General features: G+C 66.5%; 23 protein-coding genes. 5 read left to right on the top strand and 18 right to left on the bottom strand.

Translation table 11 applies throughout. The annotated features are described in order from the left end of the window. Positions 1 to 98: 98 nt before the first annotated feature. Both smeE and smeD read right to left on the bottom strand, forming a co-directional pair. Positions 99 to 3,221: a multidrug efflux RND transporter permease subunit SmeE gene (gene smeE, locus V3B64_RS05975; protein ID WP_049399247.1), complete on the bottom strand. Its 3,123-nt coding sequence runs from the start codon at positions 3,219 to 3,221 to the stop codon at positions 99 to 101. Positions 3,222 to 3,233: 12 nt separating this feature from the next. After that, a complete protein-coding gene (smeD, locus tag V3B64_RS05970; protein ID WP_154264460.1) occupies positions 3,234 to 4,418 on the bottom strand; it encodes a multidrug efflux RND transporter periplasmic adaptor subunit SmeD in 1,185 nt (394 codons plus the stop codon). Positions 4,419 to 4,645: 227 nt separating this feature from the next. Here smeD and smeT point away from each other — a divergent pair, with 227 nt between their 5' ends. From smeT to V3B64_RS05955, 3 genes are read left to right on the top strand one after another with little or no spacing between them, the layout of a single operon-like run. Next, positions 4,646 to 5,305: an efflux transporter SmeDEF transcriptional repressor SmeT gene (gene smeT / locus V3B64_RS05965; protein ID WP_032129009.1), complete on the top strand. Its 660-nt coding sequence runs from the start codon at positions 4,646 to 4,648 to the stop codon at positions 5,303 to 5,305. Further along, complete coding sequence (locus V3B64_RS05960) at positions 5,302 to 5,811, top strand: MepB family protein (protein WP_329913807.1); 510 nt, start codon at positions 5,302 to 5,304, stop codon at positions 5,809 to 5,811. Before smeT ends, V3B64_RS05960 begins: the two co-directional genes overlap by 4 nt. Before the next feature lie 35 nt (positions 5,812 to 5,846). After that, entirely contained in the window at positions 5,847 to 6,839 is a 993-nt protein-coding gene (locus tag V3B64_RS05955) for a Gfo/Idh/MocA family oxidoreductase (protein ID WP_121504353.1), read from the top strand. A gap of 54 nt (positions 6,840 to 6,893) precedes the next feature. On the opposite strand, the gene hslU is transcribed toward V3B64_RS05955, so the two are convergent. The 9 genes from hslU to V3B64_RS05910 form a co-directional block, all read right to left on the bottom strand. Then, positions 6,894 to 8,267, bottom strand: a complete 1,374-nt coding sequence (hslU, locus tag V3B64_RS05950) for an ATP-dependent protease ATPase subunit HslU (protein ID WP_014038532.1) — start codon at positions 8,265 to 8,267, stop codon at positions 6,894 to 6,896. Positions 8,268 to 8,370: 103 nt separating this feature from the next. Beyond that, positions 8,371 to 8,922, bottom strand: coding sequence for an ATP-dependent protease subunit HslV (gene hslV, locus V3B64_RS05945; RefSeq protein WP_005411093.1), 552 nt, complete (start codon positions 8,920 to 8,922; stop codon positions 8,371 to 8,373). Positions 8,923 to 9,094: 172 nt separating this feature from the next. Further along, positions 9,095 to 9,295, bottom strand: a complete 201-nt coding sequence (locus tag V3B64_RS05940) for a DUF3079 domain-containing protein (RefSeq protein ID WP_032129030.1) — start codon at positions 9,293 to 9,295, stop codon at positions 9,095 to 9,097. A gap of 77 nt (positions 9,296 to 9,372) precedes the next feature. After that, positions 9,373 to 10,263, bottom strand: a complete 891-nt coding sequence (gene xerC / locus V3B64_RS05935) for a tyrosine recombinase XerC (protein WP_329913806.1) — start codon at positions 10,261 to 10,263, stop codon at positions 9,373 to 9,375. Between the two features lie 13 nt (positions 10,264 to 10,276). Further along, on the bottom strand, positions 10,277 to 10,951 hold the full coding sequence (locus V3B64_RS05930; RefSeq protein ID WP_032129013.1) for a DUF484 family protein: 675 nt from the start codon (positions 10,949 to 10,951) through the stop codon (positions 10,277 to 10,279). After that, positions 10,948 to 11,799 carry a diaminopimelate epimerase gene (gene dapF / locus V3B64_RS05925; protein WP_049399235.1) on the bottom strand — a complete coding sequence of 284 codons (852 nt, stop codon included), beginning with the start codon at positions 11,797 to 11,799 and terminating at the stop codon, positions 10,948 to 10,950. Before dapF ends, V3B64_RS05930 begins: the two co-directional genes overlap by 4 nt. Next, positions 11,792 to 12,064, bottom strand: a complete 273-nt coding sequence (locus V3B64_RS05920) for a lipoprotein (RefSeq protein ID WP_329913805.1) — start codon at positions 12,062 to 12,064, stop codon at positions 11,792 to 11,794. The genes dapF and V3B64_RS05920 overlap by 8 nt, the downstream gene beginning before the upstream one ends. Positions 12,065 to 12,146: 82 nt before the next feature. Further along, positions 12,147 to 12,572 carry a YbaN family protein gene (locus V3B64_RS05915; RefSeq protein WP_106469167.1) on the bottom strand — a complete coding sequence of 142 codons (426 nt, stop codon included), beginning with the start codon at positions 12,570 to 12,572 and terminating at the stop codon, positions 12,147 to 12,149. 54 nt (positions 12,573 to 12,626) lie between these two features. Beyond that, the gene (locus V3B64_RS05910) at positions 12,627 to 14,738 is read right to left on the bottom strand and encodes a S9 family peptidase (protein ID WP_329913804.1); all 2,112 of its coding nucleotides are present in this window, start codon (positions 14,736 to 14,738) and stop codon (positions 12,627 to 12,629) included. A gap of 192 nt (positions 14,739 to 14,930) precedes the next feature. Here V3B64_RS05910 and V3B64_RS05905 point away from each other — a divergent pair, with 192 nt between their 5' ends. Continuing rightward, positions 14,931 to 16,118 carry a pyridoxal phosphate-dependent aminotransferase gene (locus V3B64_RS05905; RefSeq protein ID WP_121504349.1) on the top strand — a complete coding sequence of 396 codons (1,188 nt, stop codon included), beginning with the start codon at positions 14,931 to 14,933 and terminating at the stop codon, positions 16,116 to 16,118. Positions 16,119 to 16,254: 136 nt separating this feature from the next. Here V3B64_RS05905 and V3B64_RS05900 read toward each other — a convergent pair whose 3' ends face one another. Together V3B64_RS05900 and V3B64_RS05895 are read right to left on the bottom strand one after the other, a co-directional pair. Continuing rightward, complete coding sequence (locus tag V3B64_RS05900) at positions 16,255 to 18,351, bottom strand: prolyl oligopeptidase family serine peptidase (protein ID WP_121504348.1); 2,097 nt, start codon at positions 18,349 to 18,351, stop codon at positions 16,255 to 16,257. 69 nt (positions 18,352 to 18,420) lie between these two features. Next, positions 18,421 to 18,747 (bottom strand): hypothetical protein, encoded by a 327-nt coding sequence (locus V3B64_RS05895; protein ID WP_121504347.1) that lies wholly within the window; start codon positions 18,745 to 18,747, stop codon positions 18,421 to 18,423. 127 nt (positions 18,748 to 18,874) lie between these two features. Here V3B64_RS05895 and V3B64_RS05890 point away from each other — a divergent pair, with 127 nt between their 5' ends. Then, complete coding sequence (locus V3B64_RS05890) at positions 18,875 to 19,477, top strand: lipocalin family protein (protein ID WP_010481371.1); 603 nt, start codon at positions 18,875 to 18,877, stop codon at positions 19,475 to 19,477. A gap of 40 nt (positions 19,478 to 19,517) precedes the next feature. On the opposite strand, the gene V3B64_RS05885 is transcribed toward V3B64_RS05890, so the two are convergent. The 5 genes from V3B64_RS05885 to V3B64_RS05865 all read right to left on the bottom strand — a co-directional run bounded on the left by V3B64_RS05885 (position 19,518) and on the right by V3B64_RS05865 (position 23,152). Next, positions 19,518 to 19,817 (bottom strand): HigA family addiction module antitoxin, encoded by a 300-nt coding sequence (locus V3B64_RS05885; RefSeq protein ID WP_329913803.1) that lies wholly within the window; start codon positions 19,815 to 19,817, stop codon positions 19,518 to 19,520. 10 nt (positions 19,818 to 19,827) lie between these two features. Then, positions 19,828 to 20,106 carry a type II toxin-antitoxin system RelE/ParE family toxin gene (locus tag V3B64_RS05880; RefSeq protein WP_080356578.1) on the bottom strand — a complete coding sequence of 93 codons (279 nt, stop codon included), beginning with the start codon at positions 20,104 to 20,106 and terminating at the stop codon, positions 19,828 to 19,830. Between the two features lie 255 nt (positions 20,107 to 20,361). Further along, positions 20,362 to 21,051, bottom strand: coding sequence for a methionine ABC transporter permease (locus V3B64_RS05875; RefSeq protein ID WP_032129021.1), 690 nt, complete (start codon positions 21,049 to 21,051; stop codon positions 20,362 to 20,364). Further along, entirely contained in the window at positions 21,048 to 22,055 is a 1,008-nt protein-coding gene (locus V3B64_RS05870; protein ID WP_032129022.1) for a methionine ABC transporter ATP-binding protein, read from the bottom strand. The genes V3B64_RS05875 and V3B64_RS05870 overlap by 4 nt, the downstream gene beginning before the upstream one ends. Before the next feature lie 200 nt (positions 22,056 to 22,255). After that, entirely contained in the window at positions 22,256 to 23,152 is an 897-nt protein-coding gene (locus V3B64_RS05865) for a DMT family transporter (RefSeq protein ID WP_049399222.1), read from the bottom strand. Between the last annotated feature and the right edge of the window lie 154 nt (positions 23,153 to 23,306).

Raw genomic sequence — 23,306 nt, 5'->3', positions numbered from 1 at the left:
ATGGCAGGAGGTAGTGCCGGCCGCTGGCCGGCAACCTCGTTGGATTCACATCACGCGGGCAGTAGGTGCCGGCCAGCGGCCGGCACTACCGTTTCAGGTCACGTCGTGGACTTGCGCTTGAACACGCGCTGCACCACCACGAAGAACAGCGGCACGAAGAACACGCCGAGCACGGTGCCGACGATCATGCCGCCGAGCACACCGGTGCCGATCGCCTGCTTGGCACCGGAGCCGGCACCGGTGGAGATTGCCAGCGGCACCACGCCCATGCCGAAGGCCAGCGAGGTCATCACGATCGGGCGCAAGCGGTCGCGCACGGCGTGCATGATCGACTCGATCAGGCTGGCCCCCTTCTCCAGGTTTTCCTTGGCGAACTCGACGATCAGGATCGCGTTCTTGCTGGTCAGGCCCACCGTGGTCAGCATCGCCACCTGGAAGTAGATGTCGCGCTCCAGGCCCTTGAAGGTGTTGGCCAGCACCGCGCCGAGGATACCCAGCGGGGCCGCCAGCAGCACCGCGGTCGGCACGCTCCAGCTTTCATACATCGCGGCCAGGCACAGGAACACGATCATCAGCGACAGCGTGTACAGCAGCGGCGTCTGCGAGCCGGCCTGGCGTTCCTGGTAGGACATCGCCGTCCACTCGATGCCGAAGCCCGCCGGCAGCTGCTTGGCCAGCTGTTCGATCTCGGCCATGGCATCACCGGACGCGACACCCGGGGCCGGTTCGCCCTGGATTTCCATCGCCGACACACCGTTGTAGCGCTCAAGACGCGGCGAACCGTAGTCCCAGTGCTTGGTGGCGAACGCGCTGAACGGCACCATCTCGCCCTTGTCGTTCTTCACGGACCACAGATCGAAGTCCTCCGGCACCATGCGGAACGGCTGGTCGGCCTGCACGAACACACGCTTGACGCGGCCACGATCGACGAAGTCGTCGATGTACGAGCTGCCCCATGCGGCGGCCAAGGTACCGTTGATCTGGTCGATCGACAGCCCCAGCGAGGTCGCCTTGGCTGCATCGATGTCGATGCGGAACTGCGGCGTGTCTTCCTGGCCGTTCGGGCGCACGTTGGCCAGCTTCTTGCTGCCGGCGGCGAGGCCCAGCAGCTGGTTGCGCGCGGCCACCAGTGCCTCGTGGCCCTGGCCGCTGTTGTCCTTCAGGAAGAAGGTGTAGCCCGACGCGGTACCCAGTTCCGGAATGGCCGGCGGCGGGAAGGCGAAGATGAAGGCATCCTTGATCTGGCCCAGTGCCGCCATGGCGCGACCGGTGATCGGCATCACGCCATTGTCGGCGTCACGCTCGCTCCAGTCCTTCAGCTTGACGAATGCCATGCCCGCGTTCTGGCCCATACCGGCGAAGCTGAAGCCCTGCACCGAGAACACCGAGTCCACCGCATCCTTCTCGTTCTGCAGGAAGTGGTTTTCCAGTGCCGCGATCGATTCCAGCGTACGTTCCTGGGTGGCACCGACCGGCGCCTGCACCAGCGCCATCAGCACGCCCTGGTCTTCGTTGGGCAGGAACGAGCTGGGCAGGCGCACGAACAGCACGCCCATCAGCACGAACAGTGCCGCCACGATGCCCATGAAGCGCCACGGACGGTGGATGATGCCGCGCACACCGCGCTGGTAGCTTTCGCTGGTGCGGTCGAAGCCGCGGTTGAAACCATTGAAGAAACGACCGGACCAGCCCTTGTGTGCGACGTGGTGCTCACCCTTCTTCAGCGGCTTGAGCATGGTCGCGCACAGCGCCGGGGTCAGCACGATCGCGACCAGCACCGACAGCGCCATCGCCGAAACGATCGTGGCCGAGAACTGGCGGTAGATCACGCCGGTGGAGCCGCTCATGAAGGCCATCGGCACGAACACCGCCGACAGCACCAGGCCGATACCCACCAGCGCGCCGGTGATCTGGCCCATCGACTTGCGGGTGGCCTCGAGCGGCGACAGTCCTTCCTCGGACATGATGCGCTCGACGTTCTCCACCACCACGATGGCATCGTCCACCAGCAGGCCGATCGCCAGCACCATCGCGAACATGGTCAGCATGTTCACCGAGAAGCCCAGCATCGCCAGCACGCCGAAGGTACCCAGCAGCACCACCGGCACGGCGATGGTCGGGATCAGGGTGGCGCGGAAGTTCTGCAGGAACAGGTACATCACCACGAACACCAGCACGATCGCTTCGATCAGGGTCTGCACCACGCCCTTGATCGACACGCGCACGAACGGGGTGGTGTCGTACGGGATCTCGGCCTTCAGGCCGGCCGGGAAGAAGCTCTTCATGTCCTGCAGCGCGGCATCCACGCCGGCCGCAGTATCCAGCGCGTTGGCGCCGGTGGCCAGGGTGACCGCCAGGCCGCTGGCCGGCTGGCCGTTGTAGCGGGTGACGAAGTCGTAGGACTCTGCACCCAGTTCGACACGGGCGACATCGCCCAGGCGCAGTTCGGCACCGTCCTGCGCGCCGCGCACGATGATGTTGCGGAACTGTTCCGGGGTCTGCAGGCGCGACTGCGCATTGATGGTGGCGTTGAGCTGCTGGCCCTTGATCGACGGCGCGCCGCCGAGCTGGCCGATGGCCACCTGGGCGTTCTGTGCCTTGACTGCTGCGGTCACTTCCGCAACGGACAGGCCGTAGGTGTGCAGCTTGTTCGGGTCCAGCCAGATACGCATGGCGTACTTGCCACCGAACACCTGGATGTTGCCCACGCCCGGCACGCGGCTCAGACGGTCGACGACATTGGAACCGACGTAGTCGGCGATGTCGTTGGCGTCCATGCTGCCGTTCTCGGACACGAACGCAATGACGTTCAGGAAGCCCGAGCTGGACTTGGCCACGTTGATGCCCTGCCGCTGCACTTCCTGCGGCAGCAGCGGCATGGCCAGCTGCAGCTTGTTCTGCACCTGCACCTGGGCGATGTCCGGGTTGGTGCCGCTCTCGAAGGTCAGGGTGATGGTGGCCTGGCCGTTGGACGAGCTGTTGGAGGAGAAATAGATCAGGCCATCAAGGCCCTTCATGTTCTGCTCGATGATCTGCGTCACCGAGTCCTCGACCACCTTGGCCGATGCACCCGGGTAGGTGGCGCTGATTTCCACCGCCGGCGGTGCGACGTTGGGGTACATCGAGACCGGCAGCTTGAACAGGGCCAGGCCGCCGGCGAGCATGATGATGATGGCGATCACCCATGCAAAGATGGGTCGATCGATGAAAAAGCGTGCCATGGGGTTCTCCGCTTACTTCGCGTCGCCGGCCGGAGCGGCAGGCTGGGCGGCCGCTGCCGGCTTGGCCGGAGCAGCGCCCTTCTCGGTGGCCTTGACCGGCATGCCGGGGCCGATCTTCTGCAGGCCTTCGACGATGACCTTGTCGCCGGCCTTCAGACCGTCCTCGACCAGCCACTTGTCGCCGACCGTGCGGCTGACCTTGACCGGGCGCACTTCGACCTTGTTGTCCTTGTCGACCACCATCGCGGAGGTGTCACCCTTCGGATCGCGGGCGATGCCGGCCATCGGCACCAGCACTGCATCGCTGCGCACGCCGCCACCGATCACCGCGCGCACGTACGTGCCCGGCATCAGCAGGCCGTCCGGATTGTCCACCTTCACGCGCAGGCCGAAGCTGCCAGTGGCCGGGTCGACGCTGACTTCGGAGAACTCCAGCGTGCCCTTGTGCTCGAAGGTGCTGCCGTCTTCCATCAGGATGCTGACCGGCAGCGTCTGGTTGTCCTGCAGGCGGCCCGCGGCCAGCTCGCGGCGCAGCTGCAGCAGCTCGGCCGAGGACTGGGTCAGGTCCACATAGATCGGGTCCAGCTGCTGCACGGTGGCCAGCGCATTGGCCTGGCCGGCGCTGACCAGCGCACCCTGGGTGACGCTGGACTTGCCGATGCGGCCGCTGATCGGCGCGGTGATGCGGGCGTAGCCCAGAGTGACGTTGGCCGCATCCAGCGCGGCCTTGGCGGCACCGACGTCAGCCTCGGCCTGCTTCTGCGCGGCCACCGCGTTTTCCAGGTCCTGCTGGCTGACCGCATCGACCTTGGCCAGCTCGGTGATGCGCTTGGCGCTCAGGCGCGCGGCGTTGGCGGTGGCCTCGGCACGCGCCAGCTGGGCACGGGCACTGTTGGCCTGTGCGCGGTAGCTGGCGTCCTCGATCTGGTACAGCGGCTCGCCAGCCTTGACCATGCCGCCCTCGGTGAACAGGCGCTTGGCGACGATGCCGTTGACCTGCGGACGCACTTCGGCGACCAGGAAGGCGTTGGTACGGCCCGGCAGCTCGCGGGTCAGGCCCACGGTCTCGGACTTCAGCGTGACCACGGTGACGTCACCCGGGCCCTGTTCGGGGGCCTGGGGTTGGCCGCCGCAGGCAGCCACGGTCGCGGCGATTGCCAGCGACAGTGCAAAGGGTCGGATTCGGCTCAGCAACATGACGGAAAGGCTCTTGAAGGAAAGGGTCTCAGCCAGCGCTGATACGGCGGACCCTCCACCAGCGAAGGTGAAGACCGTGCGAACAGCGCCCACCCGGGTGGAGTGGGAGCCGGACGGGCCTGCCACGCACACGACGGGAATGATGGGTGCGAAATATACATACATGCTTGTTTGTTTGTAAACCGGTACAATTCAGCCACGTTTCACCCGCACTCGTACCCACACCCATGGCCCGCAAGACCAAAGAGGACACCCAGGCAACCCGGGAAGGCATCCTTGACGCCGCCGAAGCCTGCTTCCATGAACACGGCGTGGCCCGTACCACGCTGGAGATGATCGGTGCCCGCGCCGGCTATACCCGTGGCGCGGTGTACTGGCACTTCAAGAACAAGAGCGAGGTGCTGGCCGCGATCGTCGAACGGGTGCACCTGCCCTTCATGCAGGAACTGGAGCGCACCTCCACCGACCAGCGCGACACACCGGTGCACGACCTGCGCGCAGTGATGATCCACTCGTTCATCGAGCTGTCCGAGGACGAACGCCTGCGCAAGACCATGGAGATCATGCTGCGCAGCGACGCCTCGGCCGATACCAAGGTGCTGACCGAAATGCAGCAGGCCGGCTTCCGCGATGCGCTGGACCGGATGGAGCGCGCCCTGCGCCGGGCCCAGGACCTGGGCCAGCTGCGCGAAGGCGCGGACCCGAAGATCGCCGCGCGCATGCTGCACGCCACTGTGCTGGGCGTACTGCATGGCGCGATGGTCGAACCGGAACTGATGGACCTCAAGCGCGACGGCATGCTTGCGCTGGACATGACCCTGGCCGCCTACGTGAAAGAAGGCGTGTTCGTGCCCGGAACGGTGCCCGAGCCGCTGCCCGAAGCATGAGCGGCATTGCTGCCGCCACTGCGGCACTGCACGATCTCTACCTGCCCGCAGGGCTGCAGTTGACCGGACCGATCGTGGCGGAAGCGGAAAGCGCAGAGTACGGTGCCTGCCGCTTTGCCCTTGAGGGTCACAGCATCGTGTTCCGCGTCGCGAAGATCACCCCCACCAAGACCGGCCAGTTCGTAACCCTGTGGAAGCGCCCCGCCCCCGGTTCTGATATCGCTCCATTGGATGCAGCCGATGCTTTGCACTTCGTGGTGATCGCGGTCTTCGACGGAACACAGCGCGGGCAGTTCATCTTCAGTCGTGACCTGCTGATCGAGCGCGGCGTGATGTCGCGCGATGGCGAGGGCGGAAAGCGCGCCCTCCGTGTCTATCCGCCGTGGAGCACGCCGACCGCAAAGGACGCGATCCGGACCCGGCAGTGGCAGCTTCGTTGCTTCCTGCCCACCGGCGCCGATGTCTCCGCCTCCGCCGGTGATCGATTACGCTCACTGTTGGGTTGAACCCGGCGGACCTTCCCTTTTCTGGACGCATCGTGATGATCCTGGACAACGTGGTATGGGGCTTCATCGGCTGCGGCAGCGTCACCGAGAAGAAGAGCGGGCCGGCCCTGGCCAACACGCCGGGCTCACGGGTGGCGGCGGTCATGCGCCGCAATGCGGCGTTGGCCGAGGATTATGCGCGGCGCCATGCGATTCCCCGCTGGTACGCGGACGCCGATGCACTCATCGCCGACCCGGAAGTGAACGCGATCTACGTTGCGACGCCGCCCTCCACGCACATGCACTACGCGTTGCAGGCGATTGCCGCGGGCAAGCCGGTCTACATCGAAAAGCCGATGGCCATGGATCACGCGGAATGCGAACGCGTGCTGGAGGCCAGCGCGCGCAGTGGCGTGCCGGTGTTCGTGGCCTACTACCGTCGCGCCCTGCCCCGCTTCGCGCAGGTGAAGCAGCTGCTGGACAGCGGCACGATCGGCACGCCGCGCAGCGTGCGCGCCACCCTGCACCGGCCGCATTCGGCGAACGCCGCATCGCCGGACTTCTGGCGGACCAACCCGGCGATCGCCGGCGGCGGGCTGTTCGTCGATCTGGGCTCGCACACCCTGGACCTGCTGGATCATCTGCTGGGGCCGCTGAGCGATGTGCGTGGCCTGGCCAGCTCGTTGACCGGCGCCTACGCCGCCGAGGACAGCGTTTCGATGTGCTTCCGCACCGGGACGGGGGCGCACGGCATCGCGCAATGGAGCTTCTGCGCGTTCCGCCGCCAGGATGAAATCGAAATCACCGGCGATCGCGGACAGCTGCGCTTTGCCACCTTTGAGGATGTTCCAGTGGTTCTGGAGACCGAGGCCGGCGTGCAGGCGTTCGATATCCCGAACCCGCCGTCGATCCAGCAGCCGTTGATCGCCACTCTGGTGGATGAGCTGCGCGGCAACGGCCACTCGCCATCGAACGGCATCAGCGCCGCCCGCACCAGCGCGGTAATCGACCAGGTGCTGCAGGCCTACCGCACGCGGCACTCGCGCTGACCGCCAACGCAAAAGGCCGCCTTTCGGCGGCCTCATGCTTTGCAGCGTCGGGCATTACAGGATGTAGCGGCTCAGGTCCGGGTCCTGCACCAGCTCACCCAGGTGTGCATCGACGTAGGCGCTGTCGATGGCGAGGGTTTCACCGTCGCGGTCCGGTGCCTCGTAGCTGAGCGAATCCAACAGCCGCTCCAGTACGGTGTGCAGGCGACGGGCACCGATGTTCTCCTGGCGCTCGTTCACCTGGAAGGCGATCTCGGCCAGACGATCAATGGCATCGGCAGTGAAGCTGACCTTGACGCCTTCGGTGGCCAGCAGCGCTTCGTACTGCTTGGTCAGCGCGGCCTTCGGCTCGGTCAGGATGCGCACGAAATCACCCTTGCTCAGCGCACCCAGCTCCACGCGGATCGGGAAGCGGCCCTGCAGCTCCGGAATCAGATCGCTGGGCTTGGCCAGGTGGAACGCACCCGAAGCAATGAACAGGATGTGGTCGGTCTTGATCGTGCCGTACTTGGTCGACACGTTGGAGCCTTCCACCAGCGGCAGCAGGTCGCGCTGCACGCCTTCACGCGAGACGTCGCCACCACCCACGTTGTCACCACGCTTGGCAACCTTGTCGATCTCGTCGATGAAGACGATGCCGTGCTGCTCGCAGGCCTCGATCGCGGCAGTGCGGATGTCGTCCTCGTTGACCAGCTTGCCGGCTTCTTCCTCGATCAGCAGCGGACGCGCGGCCTTGATGGTCAGCGTGCGCTTGTGCGCCTTGGCGCCGCCGCCGAGGTTGGCGAACATCGACTTCAGCTGCTGGCCCATTTCCTCCATGCCCGGCGGGGTCATGATGTCCATGCTGACGTTGGCAGCCAGGTCGAGCTCGATCTCGCGCTCGTCCAGCTCACCGTTGCGCAGCATCTTGCGGAACTTGATGCGGGTCTCGTTGTCCTGCGCCGACGGCTCGTTGCGGGCGACTTCCGGATCGAAACCGATGCCACCGCTGCGGCGCGGCAGCAGCGCATCGAGGATGCGGTCTTCGGCGCGCTCTTCGGCCTGGGTACGCACGCGCACCTTGGCCTGTTCGCGATAGAGCTTCACTGCGGTATCGGCCAGGTCACGGATGATCTGCTCGACGTCCTTGCCGACGTAGCCGACTTCGGTGAAGCGGGTGGCTTCAACCTTCACGAACGGCGCGTTGGCCAGCGTGGCCAGGCGACGCGCGATCTCGGTCTTGCCGACGCCGGTCGGGCCGATCATCAGGATGTTCTTCGGCATCACTTCATTGCGCAGCTCGGGCACCAGCTGCATGCGGCGCCAGCGGTTGCGCAGGGCAATGGCCACGGCGCGCTTGGCGTCGTGCTGGCCCACGATATGCCGGTCCAGTTCCTGCACGATCTCGCGCGGGGTCATGGTGGCGGAGGAAACTTCGATCTTCGACATGGATGTGCTCACGGATTCATTGTCGGTAGTGCCGGCCACTGGCCGGCAACCAGGCACGCGTGGGGGGGATCATGAGGTTGCCGGCCAGCGGCCGGCACGACCCTCACAGCTCCTCGACCACCACGTTGCGGTTGGTGTAGATGCAGATGTCGCCGGCAATGCCGATCGCTTCGCTGGCAATGGTGCGCGCATCCAGTTCGGTGTGCGCCATCAGCGCGCGCGCGGCCGACAGTGCATAGGAACCACCGGAACCGATGGCGATGATGCCGTCCTCCGGCTCGATCACATCGCCGGTGCCGCTGATGATCAGCGAGGTTTCCTTGTCGGCCACCGCCAGCAGGGCTTCGAGCTTGCCGAGGCGGCGCTCGGTGCGCCAATCCTTGGCCAGCTCGACCGCAGCGCGCTGCAGCTGGCCGTGCTTTTCCAGCTTGGCCTCGAACAGCTCGAACAGGGTGAAGGCATCGGCGGCGGCACCGGCGAAGCCGGCCAGCACCTGACCGTCTCGGCCGAGGCGGCGCACCTTGCGCGCATTGCCCTTCATCACGGTGTGGCCCAGCGTGACCTGGCCGTCGCCGGCAATGGCCACGTGCTCGCCGCGACGGACGCAGACGATGGTGGTGGCGTGGAAAACGTTGGGATTCTGACTGGGGTCCATGCGGCCTCCGATAGCTGTTCCCGGGACATGGGGACAGCGCCGGGTGCGATCAAGCCTGTGCGGATGGCTGCCGTTCAGCGCTTGGCGGCGCCCCATGGGAAGAGGGCGCCCTTTTAACGAGCGCATCGCAATGCGCGCGGCCCCCGCCGCCCGAACGTGGAACGCCTGCCGTTCAGCGCTTGGCCTGCGACGGCCGGTCCGGATTCGGCTCGATGCCCCAGGCGAGGTACCAGTCTTCACCCTGCGTCTCGATCGGGTGCTGGGTGCGGCCGGAGCCATTGCCGCAGGCCAGGGCGTCAGCCGCGCAGTAGCGGTCGCAGCCCCAGCAGATGCGCTCGGGGTGTTTGGGATGCAACGGTATGGGCTTCGCCATGGTGGCGGTGTCCTCGTGGCCTGCGGCCACGATGCGCCGATAGCGCCCGCCCTGCCCTGATCCAGATCAAGGGCGCGCTATTCAGCCTTGTCGTCCTTGCTGCGGCGCTTCGCACGTGGATGCGCGGCGTCGTAGACCTTGGCCAGGTGCTGGAAATCAAGGTGGGTGTAGATCTGGGTGGTTGCGATGTCGGCATGGCCAAGCAGTTCCTGCACACCGCGCAGGTCGCCGGACGATTCCAGGATATGGCTGGCAAAACTGTGCCGCAGCATGTGCGGATGCACGTGCTTGAACAGGCCCTGGCGCTGCGCCAGCTGGCGGATGCGGATCTGCACCGCACGCTGGCTGATCGGCCCGTTGCGACCGGGAAACACCGGCGAGGCCGGGCCGCCGCCACTTTCCGCACGCCACGCCTGCAGCGCTTCGCGTGCCGGCCGGCCGAACGGTACGCGACGCTGGCGGTTGCCCTTGCCCAGCACGTTGACCAGGCCGCTGTCGAAATCCAGGTCGCGCCAGGTCAGCGCGCAGACTTCGCTCAGGCGCAGGCCAGAGGAATAGAACAGTTCCAGCAGCGCGCGGTCACGGCGGCCGAGTTCACCTTCCGGTTCCAGCTCGACCAGCTGCACGGCTTCGTCGGCGTCAAGCACCTGCGGCAACCGGCGCGGCGCACGCGGCGCCTTCAGCGTCGCCGCCGGACTGACCTCGATGCGCCCGTGCTTGAGCAGCCAGGCGTAGAAGCTGCGGCAGGCCGACAAGCGGCGCTGCAGGCTCTTGGCTGACAGGCCTCTGCGGTGCTCGTCGGCAACGAACTGGCGCAGCGCCTCGGCATCGAGTGCGTCCACCGCAACACCGCGCGGCTCGGCCCAGGCCGACAACGCGTCCAGGTCACGGCGGTAGGCATCGAGCGTATGCGCCGACATCCGCCGCTCTACCTGCAGATGCTGCAGGAAGGCCTGTACCGCGCTCATCGTCGTGTCCTGCTCAGCCCGGGAAGCGCTTCAGGCCGGTGGCCAACGCATCGCCCATCATGCGCAGGAACAGCGTGCCCATGCCCGGGTAGAAGCGGTTCGGGTCGTGGCTGCCCACAGCAATCAGGCCCACGCCCGGCAACGGCAGCAGCGCGGTGGTCTGCACTTCTTCGCTGCGCACGCCGTACAGCACGGCATTCTTTTCCGGCTGCAGGCGCCCGCAGATCGGCTCGCCGTCCTTCAGGCAGTCGCGGAACGGGCCCAGCTGCGCATCATCGGCGGCGATCACCTGCAGCCAGTCGGCCTGTTCCAGCCCGGCCACCGGTGTATGCACCACCAATCGCACCAGGTCGCCGGCGAAATCTTCCTGCAGCGAGGCAGCCATCGCACGCAGGGTGTCGGCGGCGTTGTCCTGCTTCATCAGCGCCAGGGTCAGCTGATGCGTGCGCACTGCCAGGCGTTCATTGACCTGGGCGGTGGCACCCAGATCGGCCAACCGTCGTGCCAGCTCGCGGTTCTTCTCGCGCAGCACTTCCAGCTGGTAGCTGGCCAGCGACGCGGTCGGGCCGTCGTCGCGTGGCACCACCAGGGTCAGGGCCAGGTCCGGGAACTGCTTGAGGAAGCCGGGATGTCGCCGCAACCACGCAGCGACTTCATGGGCCCCGAGCTTGTCGACGGTTTCGGTCATGCGATCCACTCCCCTTCGAAGACGAATGCGGTCGGGCCGGCCATCACCACCGGCTGGCCATCGCCCGGCCACTGGATGCGCAGGTCCCCCCCGGGCAGGCTGATGCGCGCATCGCGCTGCAGGCGGCCACGCTGCATCAGGGTCACCGCAGCGGCGCAGGCGCCGCTGCCGCAGGCCAGGGTTTCGCCGACGCCACGTTCATTCACACGCAGACGTGCATGCGCCGGGCCCATCACTTGGGCAAAACCCACGTTCACCGAGCGCGGGAACGAGGCATGCTGCTGCAGCAGCGAACCGACGCGCTCGACCGGTGCTGCATCGATCAGGCCCACTTCGATCACCGCATGCGGATTGCCCATCGACACCGCGGCGAATCGTATGCTCTCGCCCTGCAACGGCAGCAGGTACTCCTCGCGTGCATGGGCGAAGCCCACCAGCGGCACGTTGACCGGCTCGAACGCAGGCACGCCCATGGTCACCGCGAACTGGCCATCGCCCAGGGCCTTCACCTCATGACTGGCCAGCGGGCTGTCGATGACGAACTGATCCCCCTGCGCACTGCCCTCACGCACCAGCCAGGCCGCGATGCAGCGCGCGCCGTTGCCGCACTGCTCGGAGTTGGAACCGTCGGCATTCCAGATGCGGTACGACGCCACCGAGCCTTCCGCGCGCGGCGCTTCGATGGTCAGGATCTGGTCGCAGCCGACGCCGGTGTGGCGGTCGGCCAGGCGCGCGGCAAGTTCAGGCGTGGGCGGCGCAGTGCCGTCACGCAGGTCGATCACTACGAAATCATTGCCCGCGCCATGCATCTTGCTGAAGCGCAGCGCCTTGGAACCGGCCTTACTCATTCCCGCCGCCCACCTTCTTCGCAGGCGCAGGCGCCGGTTGCGTGGTCGGTGCAGCCGGCTCCACGGTCGTGGTCGGGGTGCCGCTGCCTTCGGTCTGCGCCGGGGTCGCTTCGGTAGCGGGCTCGGCAACCGGTTCGACGGTTTCTTCCACCGGCACCGGCTTCTGCGGCAGTACCAGCGGGCCCTTGTTGCCGCAGGCGGCGAGGAGCAGCAGCGAGGCCGCTGCCAGCGGAATCAGGATGGCGTTTCGATGGGGGATCTTCATGCCCCGAGTATAGCCATTGGCGGCTGAGCGGTTGGTGCAGGGGATCGGGTTGCCGGCCAGCAGCCGACACCACCGCAGGCGTTCAATCTGCAGGCGGCGGCAGCGGCCGGGTCCACAGCCAGATCGCCACCACGGTCATGCTGCCGATCGAGAACCACTTCACCCAGGCGATCGGCACGCACCACAGCATGATGCCGGCGCACACTGCCATGGTGATCGTGGCCATCCACTTGCCGTAGCGGCTGACCGCCCCGTGTGCCTGCCAGTTGGCAATGGCCGGGCCGAAGCGCGGGTGCTGCAGCAGCCAGTTGTGCAGGCGCTCGGAACCACGCGAGGCAGCCCAGGCCGAGATCAGGATGAATACGGTGGTGGGAAGGCCCGGCACGAAGATGCCGACGATACCGGTGCCCAGGCTGACGTAGGCCAGCAGCCACCACGCCCAGCGGAAACGCACCACGCGCGGTGGCGTGGCAGCATCGCGGGGTGCGGAGGGGTCGGGCTGGCTCATGGCCGCAAGGATACCGGTTCGGGATGCCAGGCAACGCCCGGCACCCCTGCACCATTACGGCTGGGCGATGCCCAGCTGCTGCAGCACGAACGCGTACGACTCGGACAGTTCACGGTAGCGCTGGAAGCGCCCCGACTTGCCGCCGTGGCCGGCTTCCATGTTGGTGCGGAACAGGATCGGGTAATGGCCGGTGTTGTCGTCACGCAGCTTGGCCACCCACTTGGCCGGCTCCCAGTACTGCACCTGCGAATCCCACAGACCGGTGCCCACGAACAGCGCCGGGTACGCCTGCTGCTTCACGTTGTCGTAGGGCGAGTAGGACAGCATGTAGTCGTAGTACGGCTTCTGCTCCGGGTTGCCCCACTCGTCGTACTCGTTGGTGGTCAGCGGAATGGTCGGGTCGAGCATGGTGGTGACCACGTCGACGAACGGTACCTGCGCCACCATCACCCGGTAATCCTGCGGCGCCTGGTTGGCCACCGCGCCCATCAGCAGGCCACCGGCGCTGCCGCCGGATGCCGCCACGCGATCCTTCGCCGCCCAGCCCTGCGCCACCAGGCCACGGGTGACGTCGATGAAGTCGTTGAAGGTGTTCTGCTTGTGCAGCAGTTTGCCGTTCTCGTACCAGTCGCGGCCCATCTCCTGGCCGCCACGGATATGGGCGATGGCATACACCACGCCACGATCGAGCAGGCTCACCGCGGTCTGGTTGAAGTACGGATCCATCGACATGCCGTAGCTGCCATAGGCGTACTGGAACAGCGCACCCTTGCCATCCTTCTGGTAGCCCTTGCGGTAGACCAGCGACACCGGCACCTTCACGCCATCGCGCGCGGTGATCCAGACACGATCGGTTTCGTACTTCGACGCGTCATAGCCGATCACCGGTTGCACCTTCAGCTGGCGGCGCTCGCCGGTGGCGGTGTTCAGCTCGAACACGGTGGTGGGGGTGGTCATCGAGGTGTAGACGTAGCGCAGCCACGGCGTATCGGCCTCGGTGTTGTCGCCCAGGCCCATCGAGTACGCCGGCTCATCGGCCTTCACGTAGTCGCTGCGGCCATCCTTGAACAGCAGGCGGATGCGTTCCAGGCCCTCGGAACGTTCGGCGATGGCGGTGTACGCATCGAACAGCTCGAAGCCTTCGATGAACACCGCATCGTCATGCGCGATCCAGTCCTTCCACTGTGCGCGCGAGGTCGCATCGGTCGGTGCGGTGACCAGCTTGAAGTTCTTCGCACCGTCGTTGGTGCGGATCACCCAGCGGCCGTCGTAGTGGTCAGCGTCGTACTCCACATCGCGCTGGCGCGGCGCCAGTACGGTGAACGTGGTCGGGTCGCTGGCCGGCGCGTAGCGCTCTTCCGAGGACACAGTGCTGTGCACGCCGATGGTGATGAAGCGATCGTCGCGGGTGCGGCCGATGCCCATGTAGAAGCTGTCGTCCTTCTCTTCGTAGACGACGGTGTCGGCACTGGCCGGGGTGCCCAGCACGTGCTTCTTCACGCGCACGGTCAGCAGGGTTTCCGGATCGTTCTCGACATACAGCACGGTGCGGTTGTCGTCGGCCCAGACCAGGTCGCCGGAGCTGCCGGTGATCACATCGGGCAGCACCTTGCCGGTAGCCAGGTCCTTGAAGCGGATGGTGTACTGGCGGCGACCGACATCGTCATCGGCCCAGGCCAGCAGCTGGTTGTCCTGGCTGACTTCCATCGAGCCGACGCTGAAGTAGCCCTTGCCGGCGGCCATCGTGTTGACGTCCAGCAGGATTTCCTCGGCGGCATCCATGCCGCCCTTGCGGCGTGCGTGGATCGGATAGTCCTGGCCGGTCTCGAAGCGGCTGTAGTACCAGTAGCCGCGCTCGCGCGCCGGCACACTGGAATCGTCCTGCTTGATGCGGCCGACGATCTCCTTGTACAGGGTGTCTTCCAGCGGCTTCAGCGGCGCCAGCAACTGGTCGGCGTAGGCATTCTCGGCCTGCAGGTAGGCCAGCATGTCCTTGTTCTCGCGCTTGTCGTCGCGCAGCCAGTAATAGTCGTCGTTGCGGGTCGCGCCGAACGGCGCCTTGACCACATGCGGATGCTTGGCGGCATCCGGCGGAACGGGCGGCGTGGCGGCGGTGGCAGTGGTGGTCATCAGGCTCGCAAGCAACAGGCAGAGGGTGGATTTCATGAGATAAGGCTCCTTGAGCCGCAATGCAATGGCGTCCTTGTGCTCGAGTCTGGGTTGCAGGAGGGTTGCGGGCAACCCTGCGGATGGTCATGGGTCGTGCTGGCCGCTGGCCGGCAACCTCGGGATAAACAGAGGCGGGGGGTTGCCGGCCAGCGGCCGGCACTTCCAGGACGCGCGGCGTACCATGGGCACATGAGTACCCTGCCCCACACGCCGGGCTACAGCCGGCGCAGCCATGAAATCGCTCCGTTCCACGTGATGTCCCTGCTGGCCCGCGCGCAGGCGCTGGAACAGGCGGGCCACGATGTGATCCACCTGGAAATCGGCGAACCGGACTTCACCACGGCCGAACCGGTCGTGCGTGCCGGCCAGGCCGCATTGGCCGCCGGCCATACCCGCTACACCGCCGCACGTGGCCTGCCGGCCCTGCGCCAGGCGATCAGTGGCTTCTATCGCAGCCACTACGGGCTGGACATCGACCCCGAGCGCATCCTGGTCACTCCCGGCGGCTCCGGTGCGCTGCTGCTGGCCAGCAGCCTGCTGGTCGACCCCGGCCGCCACTGGCTGCTGGCCGACCCCGGCTACCCCTGCAACCGTCATTTCCTGCGCCTGGTGGAAGGCGGTGCACAGCTGGTGCCTGTCGGCCCGGACACCGCCTACCAGCTCACACCGCCGCTGGTGGAACAGCACTGGAATGCCGACAGCGTCGGCGCACTGGTGGCCTCCCCCGCCAATCCGACCGGCACCGTGCTGTCCGCCGACGAACTGGCGGCACTGTCGCAGGCCCTGCACGCGCGTGGCGGCCATCTGGTGGTGGACGAGATCTACCACGGCCTGACCTACGGCCTGGATGCACCCAGCGTGCTGCAGGTGGATGACAGCGCGTTCGTGCTGAACAGCTTCTCCAAATATTTCGGCATGACCGGCTGGCGGCTGGGTTGGCTGGTGGCGCCGCCGGCGGCGGTGCCGGACCTGGAGAAGCTGGCACAGAACCTGTACATCAGCGCGTCGAGCATCGCCCAGCATGCCGCACTCGCCTGCTTCAGCGAGGAATCGATGGCGATCTTCGAACAGCGCCGCGAGGCGTTCCGCCAGCGTCGCGACTATCTGCTGCCGGCGCTGCGCGAGCTTGGTTTCCGCATCGAAGTGGAACCGCAGGGTGCGTTCTACCTGTACGCCGACGTCAGCGCGTTCACTGACGACGCGCAGGCGTTCTGCGCGCACTTCCTGGAAACCGAGCACGTGGCGTTCACCCCGGGGCTGGATTTCGGTTTCCATCGCGCCAACCAGCATGTGCGCCTGGCCTATACCCAGGAAGTGCCGCGGCTGCAGGAGGCGGTGGCGCGGATTGCACGCGGGTTGAAGAGCTGGGGCGCCTGATCGATCTGCGCGAACGGCATCCACGCATGGCGTGGATCTACTGACCCAGCGCACGATACGTAGGTAGATCCACGCCATGCGTGGATACGTGAACCCAACGAAAAACGCCGCCCTGGGGCGGCGTTTTCCGTTCTGCTTACTTGCCGCCCAACCGCTCCCACAGGAAGCTGTAGGCCAGTGCGGACATGTGTGCGGCCTGCGCGTTGTTGGCTGCGCCGCCGTGGCCACCTTCGATGTTCTCGTAGTAGGTCACGTCCTTGCCGGCGTCGATCATCTTCGCCGCCATCTTGCGGGCATGGCCCGGGTGCACGCGGTCATCGCGGGTGGAGGTAGTGAACAGCACCGGCGGGTAGTTCTTCTTCTCGTTGAACAGATGGTACGGCGAGAAGGTCTTGATGAACTCCCAGTCGCTGGTGTCCGGGTTGCCGTATTCGGCCATCCACGAGGCACCGGCCAACAGGTGGCTGTAGCGCTTCATGTCCAGCAGCGGCACCTGCACCACCACTGCACCGAACAGTTCCGGGTACTGGGTCAGCATGTTGCCGGTCAGCAGGCCACCGTTGCTGCCACCCTGCACGCCCAGGTGCTTGGCGCTGGTGATCTTGCGCTTGACCAGATCGCGCGCCACCGCAGCCATGTCTTCATATGCCTTGTGACGGTTCTGCTTCAGCGCGGCCTGGTGCCAGCGCGGGCCGTACTCGCCACCACCACGGATGTTGGCGACCACGTACACACCGCCCTTCTCCAGCCAGGCGCGGCCCATGCCACCGGAGTAATTCGGGGTCAGCGAGATCTCGAAGCCACCATAGCCGTACAGCAGGGTCGGGTTGGAGGCGTCCAGCTTCATCGCCTTGTCGTGCACCACGAAGTACGGCACGCGGGTGCCATCCTTGCTGGTGGCGAAGTGCTGCTCGATCACCTTGCCCTTGGCATCGAAGAAGGCCGGCATGGTCTTCAACGTTTCCGGCGCCTGGCCGATCTCGGCCAGGGCCAGCGTGGTCGGGGTCAGGTAGTCGGTGGCGGTCAGCCACACCGCATCGCTGTCGTTGCTGTCCACTGCGCCCACCGCCAGCGTGCCAAAGGCCGGCGCGCCGACGAAGCGGCTGGTCTGCCAGCCATCGGCGCCCGGGGTCAGAACCGACAGGCGGTTCTTGACGTCATCCAGCACGTTCAGCACCAGGTGGCTCTTGGTCCAGGTGGCGCCGGCCAGCGAGGTGGTCGCGGTCGGGGTGAACAGCACCTCGAAGTCGCGCTTGCCGGCCAGGAAGTCGTCCAGCTTCGTCGCCAGCAGCGAACCGGACGCGTAGGTCTTTCCGCCCACGGTCCACGGATCGCGCAGTTCCAGGGTCAGCCACTGTTTGTGCAGGCCCTTCTCGGCCGAGTTTGGCGCGTCGATCTTGGTCAGCGTGCCATCGTCGCCACGCAGGTAGAGCTCGTTGTTGTAGAACGCCAGCGTGCGGCTGACCAGGTTGCGCTCGAAGCCCGGGGTGTCATCGTGCATCGCCGCGATGTACATGTCTTCCGGCTTGCCTTCGTACACCACGGTGGCCGAGGTCATCGGCGTGCCGCGCTTCCACAGCTTGGCCACGCGCGGGTAGCCGGAGGTGGTCATCGAGCCCGCACCGAAGTCGGTGTAGACGAACACGGTGTCGCGGTCGACCCAGTTGAGGCCGCCCTTGGACTCGGGACGGAAGAAGCCGTCCTTGATCCAGGTCTTGTTGGCCAGGTCGAACTCACGGGTGACGTCGGCGTCGGCGCCACCGCGCGACAGCGCGATCAGGCAGCGGCTGTAGTCCGGGCGCAGGCAATCGGCGCCATGCCAGACCCAGTTCTCACCCTCGGCCTTGTTCAGCGCATCCAGGTCGAGCACGGTTTCCCACTGCGGCGAGGCCTTGCGGTACTCGGCCAGGGTGGTGCGCCGCCACAGGCCGCGCTCGTGCTGCTGGTCCTTCCAGAAGTTGTAGTAGTAGTCGCCGATCTTCTGCACGCCGGGGATCTTGGCATCGGAGTCGAGCACCTCGCGGATGCTGGTCTCCATCTGCTTGAAGGCCGGGGTCTGCGCCAGGCGCGCCTCGGACTTGGCGTTCTGTTCCTTGACCCAGGTCAGCGGCTTGTCGCCGGTGACGTCTTCGAGCCAGGCGTAGCGATCGGTGTCTTCAGCGGCCACGGCGGTCCCCACCGAGGCAGCGGTCATCATGCCGGCCAGCAGGCAGGCGGAAGCGAGTCGAGACATTGCAGCTCCAGGCAGTCATAAGCCGTGGAACGCTAGCATGGATCGCCGCGGCCGCCCCCGTGTCGAAGGTCAGGCCGCGGCGGTGGAGCCGCGACGGCCTCGCGCCGCCCCGCTGCTACGGCGACGTGCCTGTCCACCGGTACGACGCGCCAGCCGCAGCCACGACAGGCGCGGCAACGGAAAGCGCAGCAACGCCCACCAGGCCACCAGCGGCATGCCCACCAGCCACATGGGTAGCCAGCCCAGCCAGGCACTGCTGCCGCGCGCGGCCGGCCATACCAGTACCAGCGCCATACCGGCCAGGGCCAGCTGCTGCACGCTGCGCAGCAGGCGCGGGTCGGCACGCTCGAGAATGACGCGTTCAGTTGCAGAGCGGCGGACGGAACGTGCGTTCATGGGGCTTCTCCGGTGGACAATGCAACACAGCATGGGCAACCCCCTTCTCACAGGTTGCGACACCATTGACGGATCGCGTGCACACAGTCGACCATGCGCGTGCAAGCCCACTGGAGCCCGCTCCCGCATGACTTCGATCCGCCCGCTCTGCGCCGCGCTGCTGGCCCTTTCCCTGGCCGGCCCCGCCGTGGCCGCCAGTGAGCCGCCGTCGCCCCGTACCAGCGCCTCTGGTGCGGCTGCCCTGGACGCACCGATCGACCTGAAGCGCTTCATGGGCACCTGGTATGTGATCGGCCGCGTGCCGAACTTCATCGAACGTGGCCATGTCGCCAGCGTCAACGAGTACGAGTTGCGCGATGCGCACAAGGTCGGCATCACCTACCGCTACCGTGATGGCTTCGGCGAACCGCTGCAGGAAGTGCGTGCCCGCGCCAGCGTCGACCCGGACAGCGGCAACCACGGCTGGCGCACCTGGTTCTACCGTGTCGTGCCTACGCATTCGAGGGTGCTGGAAGTAGCGCCGGATTACTCGTGGGCGCTGATCGGCTACCCGGGCCGCGAAATGGCCTGGATCTTCTCGCGTACACCGGACATGGACAAAGCCCTGTACAAGGAGCTGGCCGAGCGCCTGCGTGACGAGTACGGCGTGAACACCGACAAGCTCAAGCGCGTGCCGCAGCACCCGGAGCAGGTCGGCAAGCTGGGCTACGAAGTACCGAACGTGCGTTGACTGGATTGTGGCCGCGGACCTCGGTCCGTGCGCCCCGAATTCACGCTGCCCGCGGCTGTACCCGTCGCTCGATCTCGCTGCGCGTTGGCAATGTCTTGAGGTCGTAGGCCGCCTGCATCGCAAGCCAGGACGCGGCATCCCCACCAAAATGTCGCGCCAGCCGTGCCGCGGTATCGGCCGAAATACTGCGCTCCCCGTGCACGATGGCGTGCAGCCGTGTTGCGGGAACATCCAAGGCCCTTGCCAGCGCGGTCACGCTCAACGCCAGAGGCATCAGGAACTCTTCGCGCAGGATCTCGCCAGGATGGATGGCGCGCATGCCGTTGTGGGGACGCTTCATGGCGGGCACCTCAGTGATAGTCAACAATTTCCACGGCATCGGCACCGTTGTCAGTCCAGGTAAAGCACAGCCGCCACTGGTCATTGATACGCAAGCTGTACTGCCCTCTCCGATCACCTGACAGCGCCTCGAGTCGGTTCCCGGGCGGGCTGCGCAGGAATGCCAACGTCTGTGCCGAGTCGAGCAGCTGCAGCTTGCGCTCGGCAGCCCGCCGGATCGAAAGCCAGGCACGTGGACAGGTTCCTTCAAACAGGGCACGGGTCTGCTTGCAGCGGAATGAACGGATCATTCCGTAAAACGTATTACGTTGAACGGAACATACCAAGGAACGGGGTGTGCTGCCAGTCCCAGTCTGGCGATATCGATTCCTGATGGGTGTGGCGGCTTCCAGAGCCTGGCGCTATGACAGGCACACTGTCGAAGTTCTGCAGGCTCTGCCGGCCAGCGGCCGGCACTACCGTTTCCAGGCAATGGGGTAGAGCCGGCCGCTGGCCGGCTGCCGCGATGCACCGGGCGACGCCGGGGGCAGCGCCCCGGCGCCTCGTCATTTGCGGCTGTAATGCGCGACCAGGCGGTCGCCGAGCATCTGCAGCAGCTGCACCAGAACCAACAGCAGGACCACGGTAACCAGGGCCACGTCGGTGTGCGAACGCTGGTAGCCATCGCGGAACGCCAGGTCACCAAGGCCGCCGGAACCAATCGCGCCGCCCATCGCGGTGAAACCAATCAGCGCCACGGTGGTGACCGTCGCACCGGCGATCAGGCCGGGGCGCGCCTCGGGCAGCAGCACGCGGGTGACCAGCTGCCAGGTGGTGGCACCCATCGACTGGGTCGCTTCGATCACGCCACGGTCCACTTCGCGCAGTGCGGTTTCGACCAGGCGCGCGTAGAACGGCGCTGCACCGATCACCAGCGGCACGATCGCACCGCGTACCCCCAGCGACGTCCCCATCAGGAACAGGGTGACCGGGATCAGCACGATCATCAGGATGATGAAAGGCACCGAGCGCAGCAGGTTCACCACCAGCGCCAGCACGCCGTAGGCGAACGGACGGCGCTTCATCTGCGGCGCGCCGAACAGGTACAGCAGCACGCCCAGCGGCAGGCCGATGGCCAGGGTCAGCGGCAGCGAACCGAGCAGCATCAGCAGGGTGTCGATGGTGGCCTGGCCGATGTCGGCCCACTTGCCCGCATCCAGGTGGCGGAAGAATCCGCCGGCAGTGGCGATGATCATCGACGCAGCTCCTCAACGTGCACGCCGGCAGCCACGAACGCGGCCTGCGCGGCGGACTGGTCACCGCCCACCAGGGCGACCACCAGCTGGCCATACGGGGTGTCCTTGATCCGGTCGATACGGCCGGACAGGATGTTGTAGTCGACCCCGGTCTCCCGCGCGACACTGCCGAGCAGGGGTTCGTAGGTGTCTCCGCCGAGGAAGGTCAGCCGCACGATGCGGCCACCGACGGCATCGAAATCACGATGCAGCGCGCCTTCATCCACGTGCTCCGATTCGCTGACGAAACGGCGCGTGGTCGGGTGCTGCGGATGCAGGAACACCCGGGTGACCGGCCCGGTCTCGACCATCTGGCCGGCGTCGAGCACGGCGACACGGTCGCAGACACGGCGGATCACATCCATCTCGTGGGTGATCAGCACGATGGTCAGGCCCAGCTCGCGGTTGATCTTCGACAGCAGCGACAGCACCGAGGCCGTGGTCTGCGGATCCAGCGCGCTGGTGGCCTCGTCGCACAGCAGGATCTGCGGGCGGGTCGCCAGCGCACGGGCGATGCCGACGCGCTGCTTCTGCCCACCGGACAGCTGTGCCGGGTACTTCTGCGCGTGCGCCTCCAGGCCCACGGTCTGCAGCAGCTCGGCCACGCGTGCATCGATCTCCGCCTTCGGCGTGCCCGCCAGCTCCAGCGGGAAGGCAACGTTGCCGGCCACCGTGCGCGACGACAGCAGGTTGAAGTGCTGGAAGATCATGCCGATGCGCCGGCGCAGCGCGCGCAGGCCGTCCGCATCCAGTGCGGTGACATCCTCGCCACCGATCAGCAGGCGACCACCGCTGGGCTCTTCCAGGCGGTTGATCATGCGGATCAGGGTCGACTTGCCGGCGCCGGAATGGCCGATGATGCCGAATACCTCACCGGCCTCGATGGTCAGGTCCAGCGGCTGCAGCGCGCTGACTGCGCGGCCGGCAACGGCATAGGATTTGTGCAGGCGCTGGAACTCGATCACGGGCGTGGCTCACCGGCTGGGTGACGGAAGGGGGCGTGCAGCCTACCAGCGCAGGCGGTCGCGCGCCCGCGCCATGGGCCAGAATGTTATTCCTTTTGGTTCTAAGTCGCCCGCGCCCGGTAGTGTCGGCCGCTGGCCGGCACCTGCAGCGGTCCCTCCGGGGCAAGGAGTTGCCGGCCAGCGGCCGGCACTACCCCGGCTCAGGGATGATCCAGCGGCTTCGGCGGTTCCTGCCGGTTCACCCGCTCACGGTGCAGCAGGTACAGCCCCGAGGCGACGATGATCGCCGCGCCCACCCAGGTATAGCTGTCCGGCAGCTGGCCCCAGAAGGCCAGATCCCAGCCGATCACCCACACCAGGCCGCTGTACTCCAACGGCGCGATCATCGACGCCTCGCCCAGCTGGAACGCCTTGGTCAGGGCAATCTGGCCCAGCGCCCCAGCCAGACCCATGCCGGCGATCAGCGGCGCATGCGCCAGCTGCAGTGGCACCCAGCCGGGAAGGGCCAGCAGGCCGGCACCGATGGCCATGATCACCAGGAACCAGACCACCATCGACTGCGAGGTATCGGTGCGGGTGAGCAGGCTGACCGTGATCGCCGCCACGGCATACGCGGTGGCCGCGGCCAGCACCATCAGCCCCGGCACCGAAATGAAGCCGTCCACGCCCGGCCGCAGCACCACCAGCACGCCAACCAGGCCGATGCCGATGGCCACCCAGCGCCGCGGGCCAACCCGCTCACCCAGCAACGGCACCGACAGCGCGGCGATCAGCAGTGGGGCAACGAAATAGATGGTGTAGGCGGTGGACAGCGGCAGGTCACGCAGGGCGAACACGAAGCAGCCGATCATCGCCATGCCCAGCCCACCACGCAGCAGGTGCAGGCCCCAGCGGCGCGGGATCAGCGAGCGCGGGCCGGCGCTGACCAGCACCCAGACCAGCACGAACGGCAACGAAGCCGCACCACGCAGGAAGGTCACTTCCAGGGTCGGATAGCTGGCCGACAGCTGCTTCATGCCAGCATCCATCAGCGAGAAACAGGCGACCGCAGCGACCATCCAGGCCACCGCACGCGAAGGGGAGCGTTGCACGTTCATGGCCCATTATCGCCGACAGCACCGGTTTGTAGAGTCGAGCTTGCTCGACTGCCGCCCTTCTGTAGTGTCGAGCCATGCTCGACTGCTTTGTGAAGAGCAGTCGAGCATGGCGCCCCAGTACACAAATGACGCCATCGGGGCACCGCCATAGACT

It is taken from the genome of Stenotrophomonas sp. SMYL86 (assembly GCF_036320025.1).
GTDB classification, from domain to species: domain Bacteria; phylum Pseudomonadota; class Gammaproteobacteria; order Xanthomonadales; family Xanthomonadaceae; genus Stenotrophomonas; species Stenotrophomonas maltophilia_A.
Note: the sequence above shows the minus strand (reverse complement) of the source record. Positions and strands in the feature narration are given on the sequence as shown.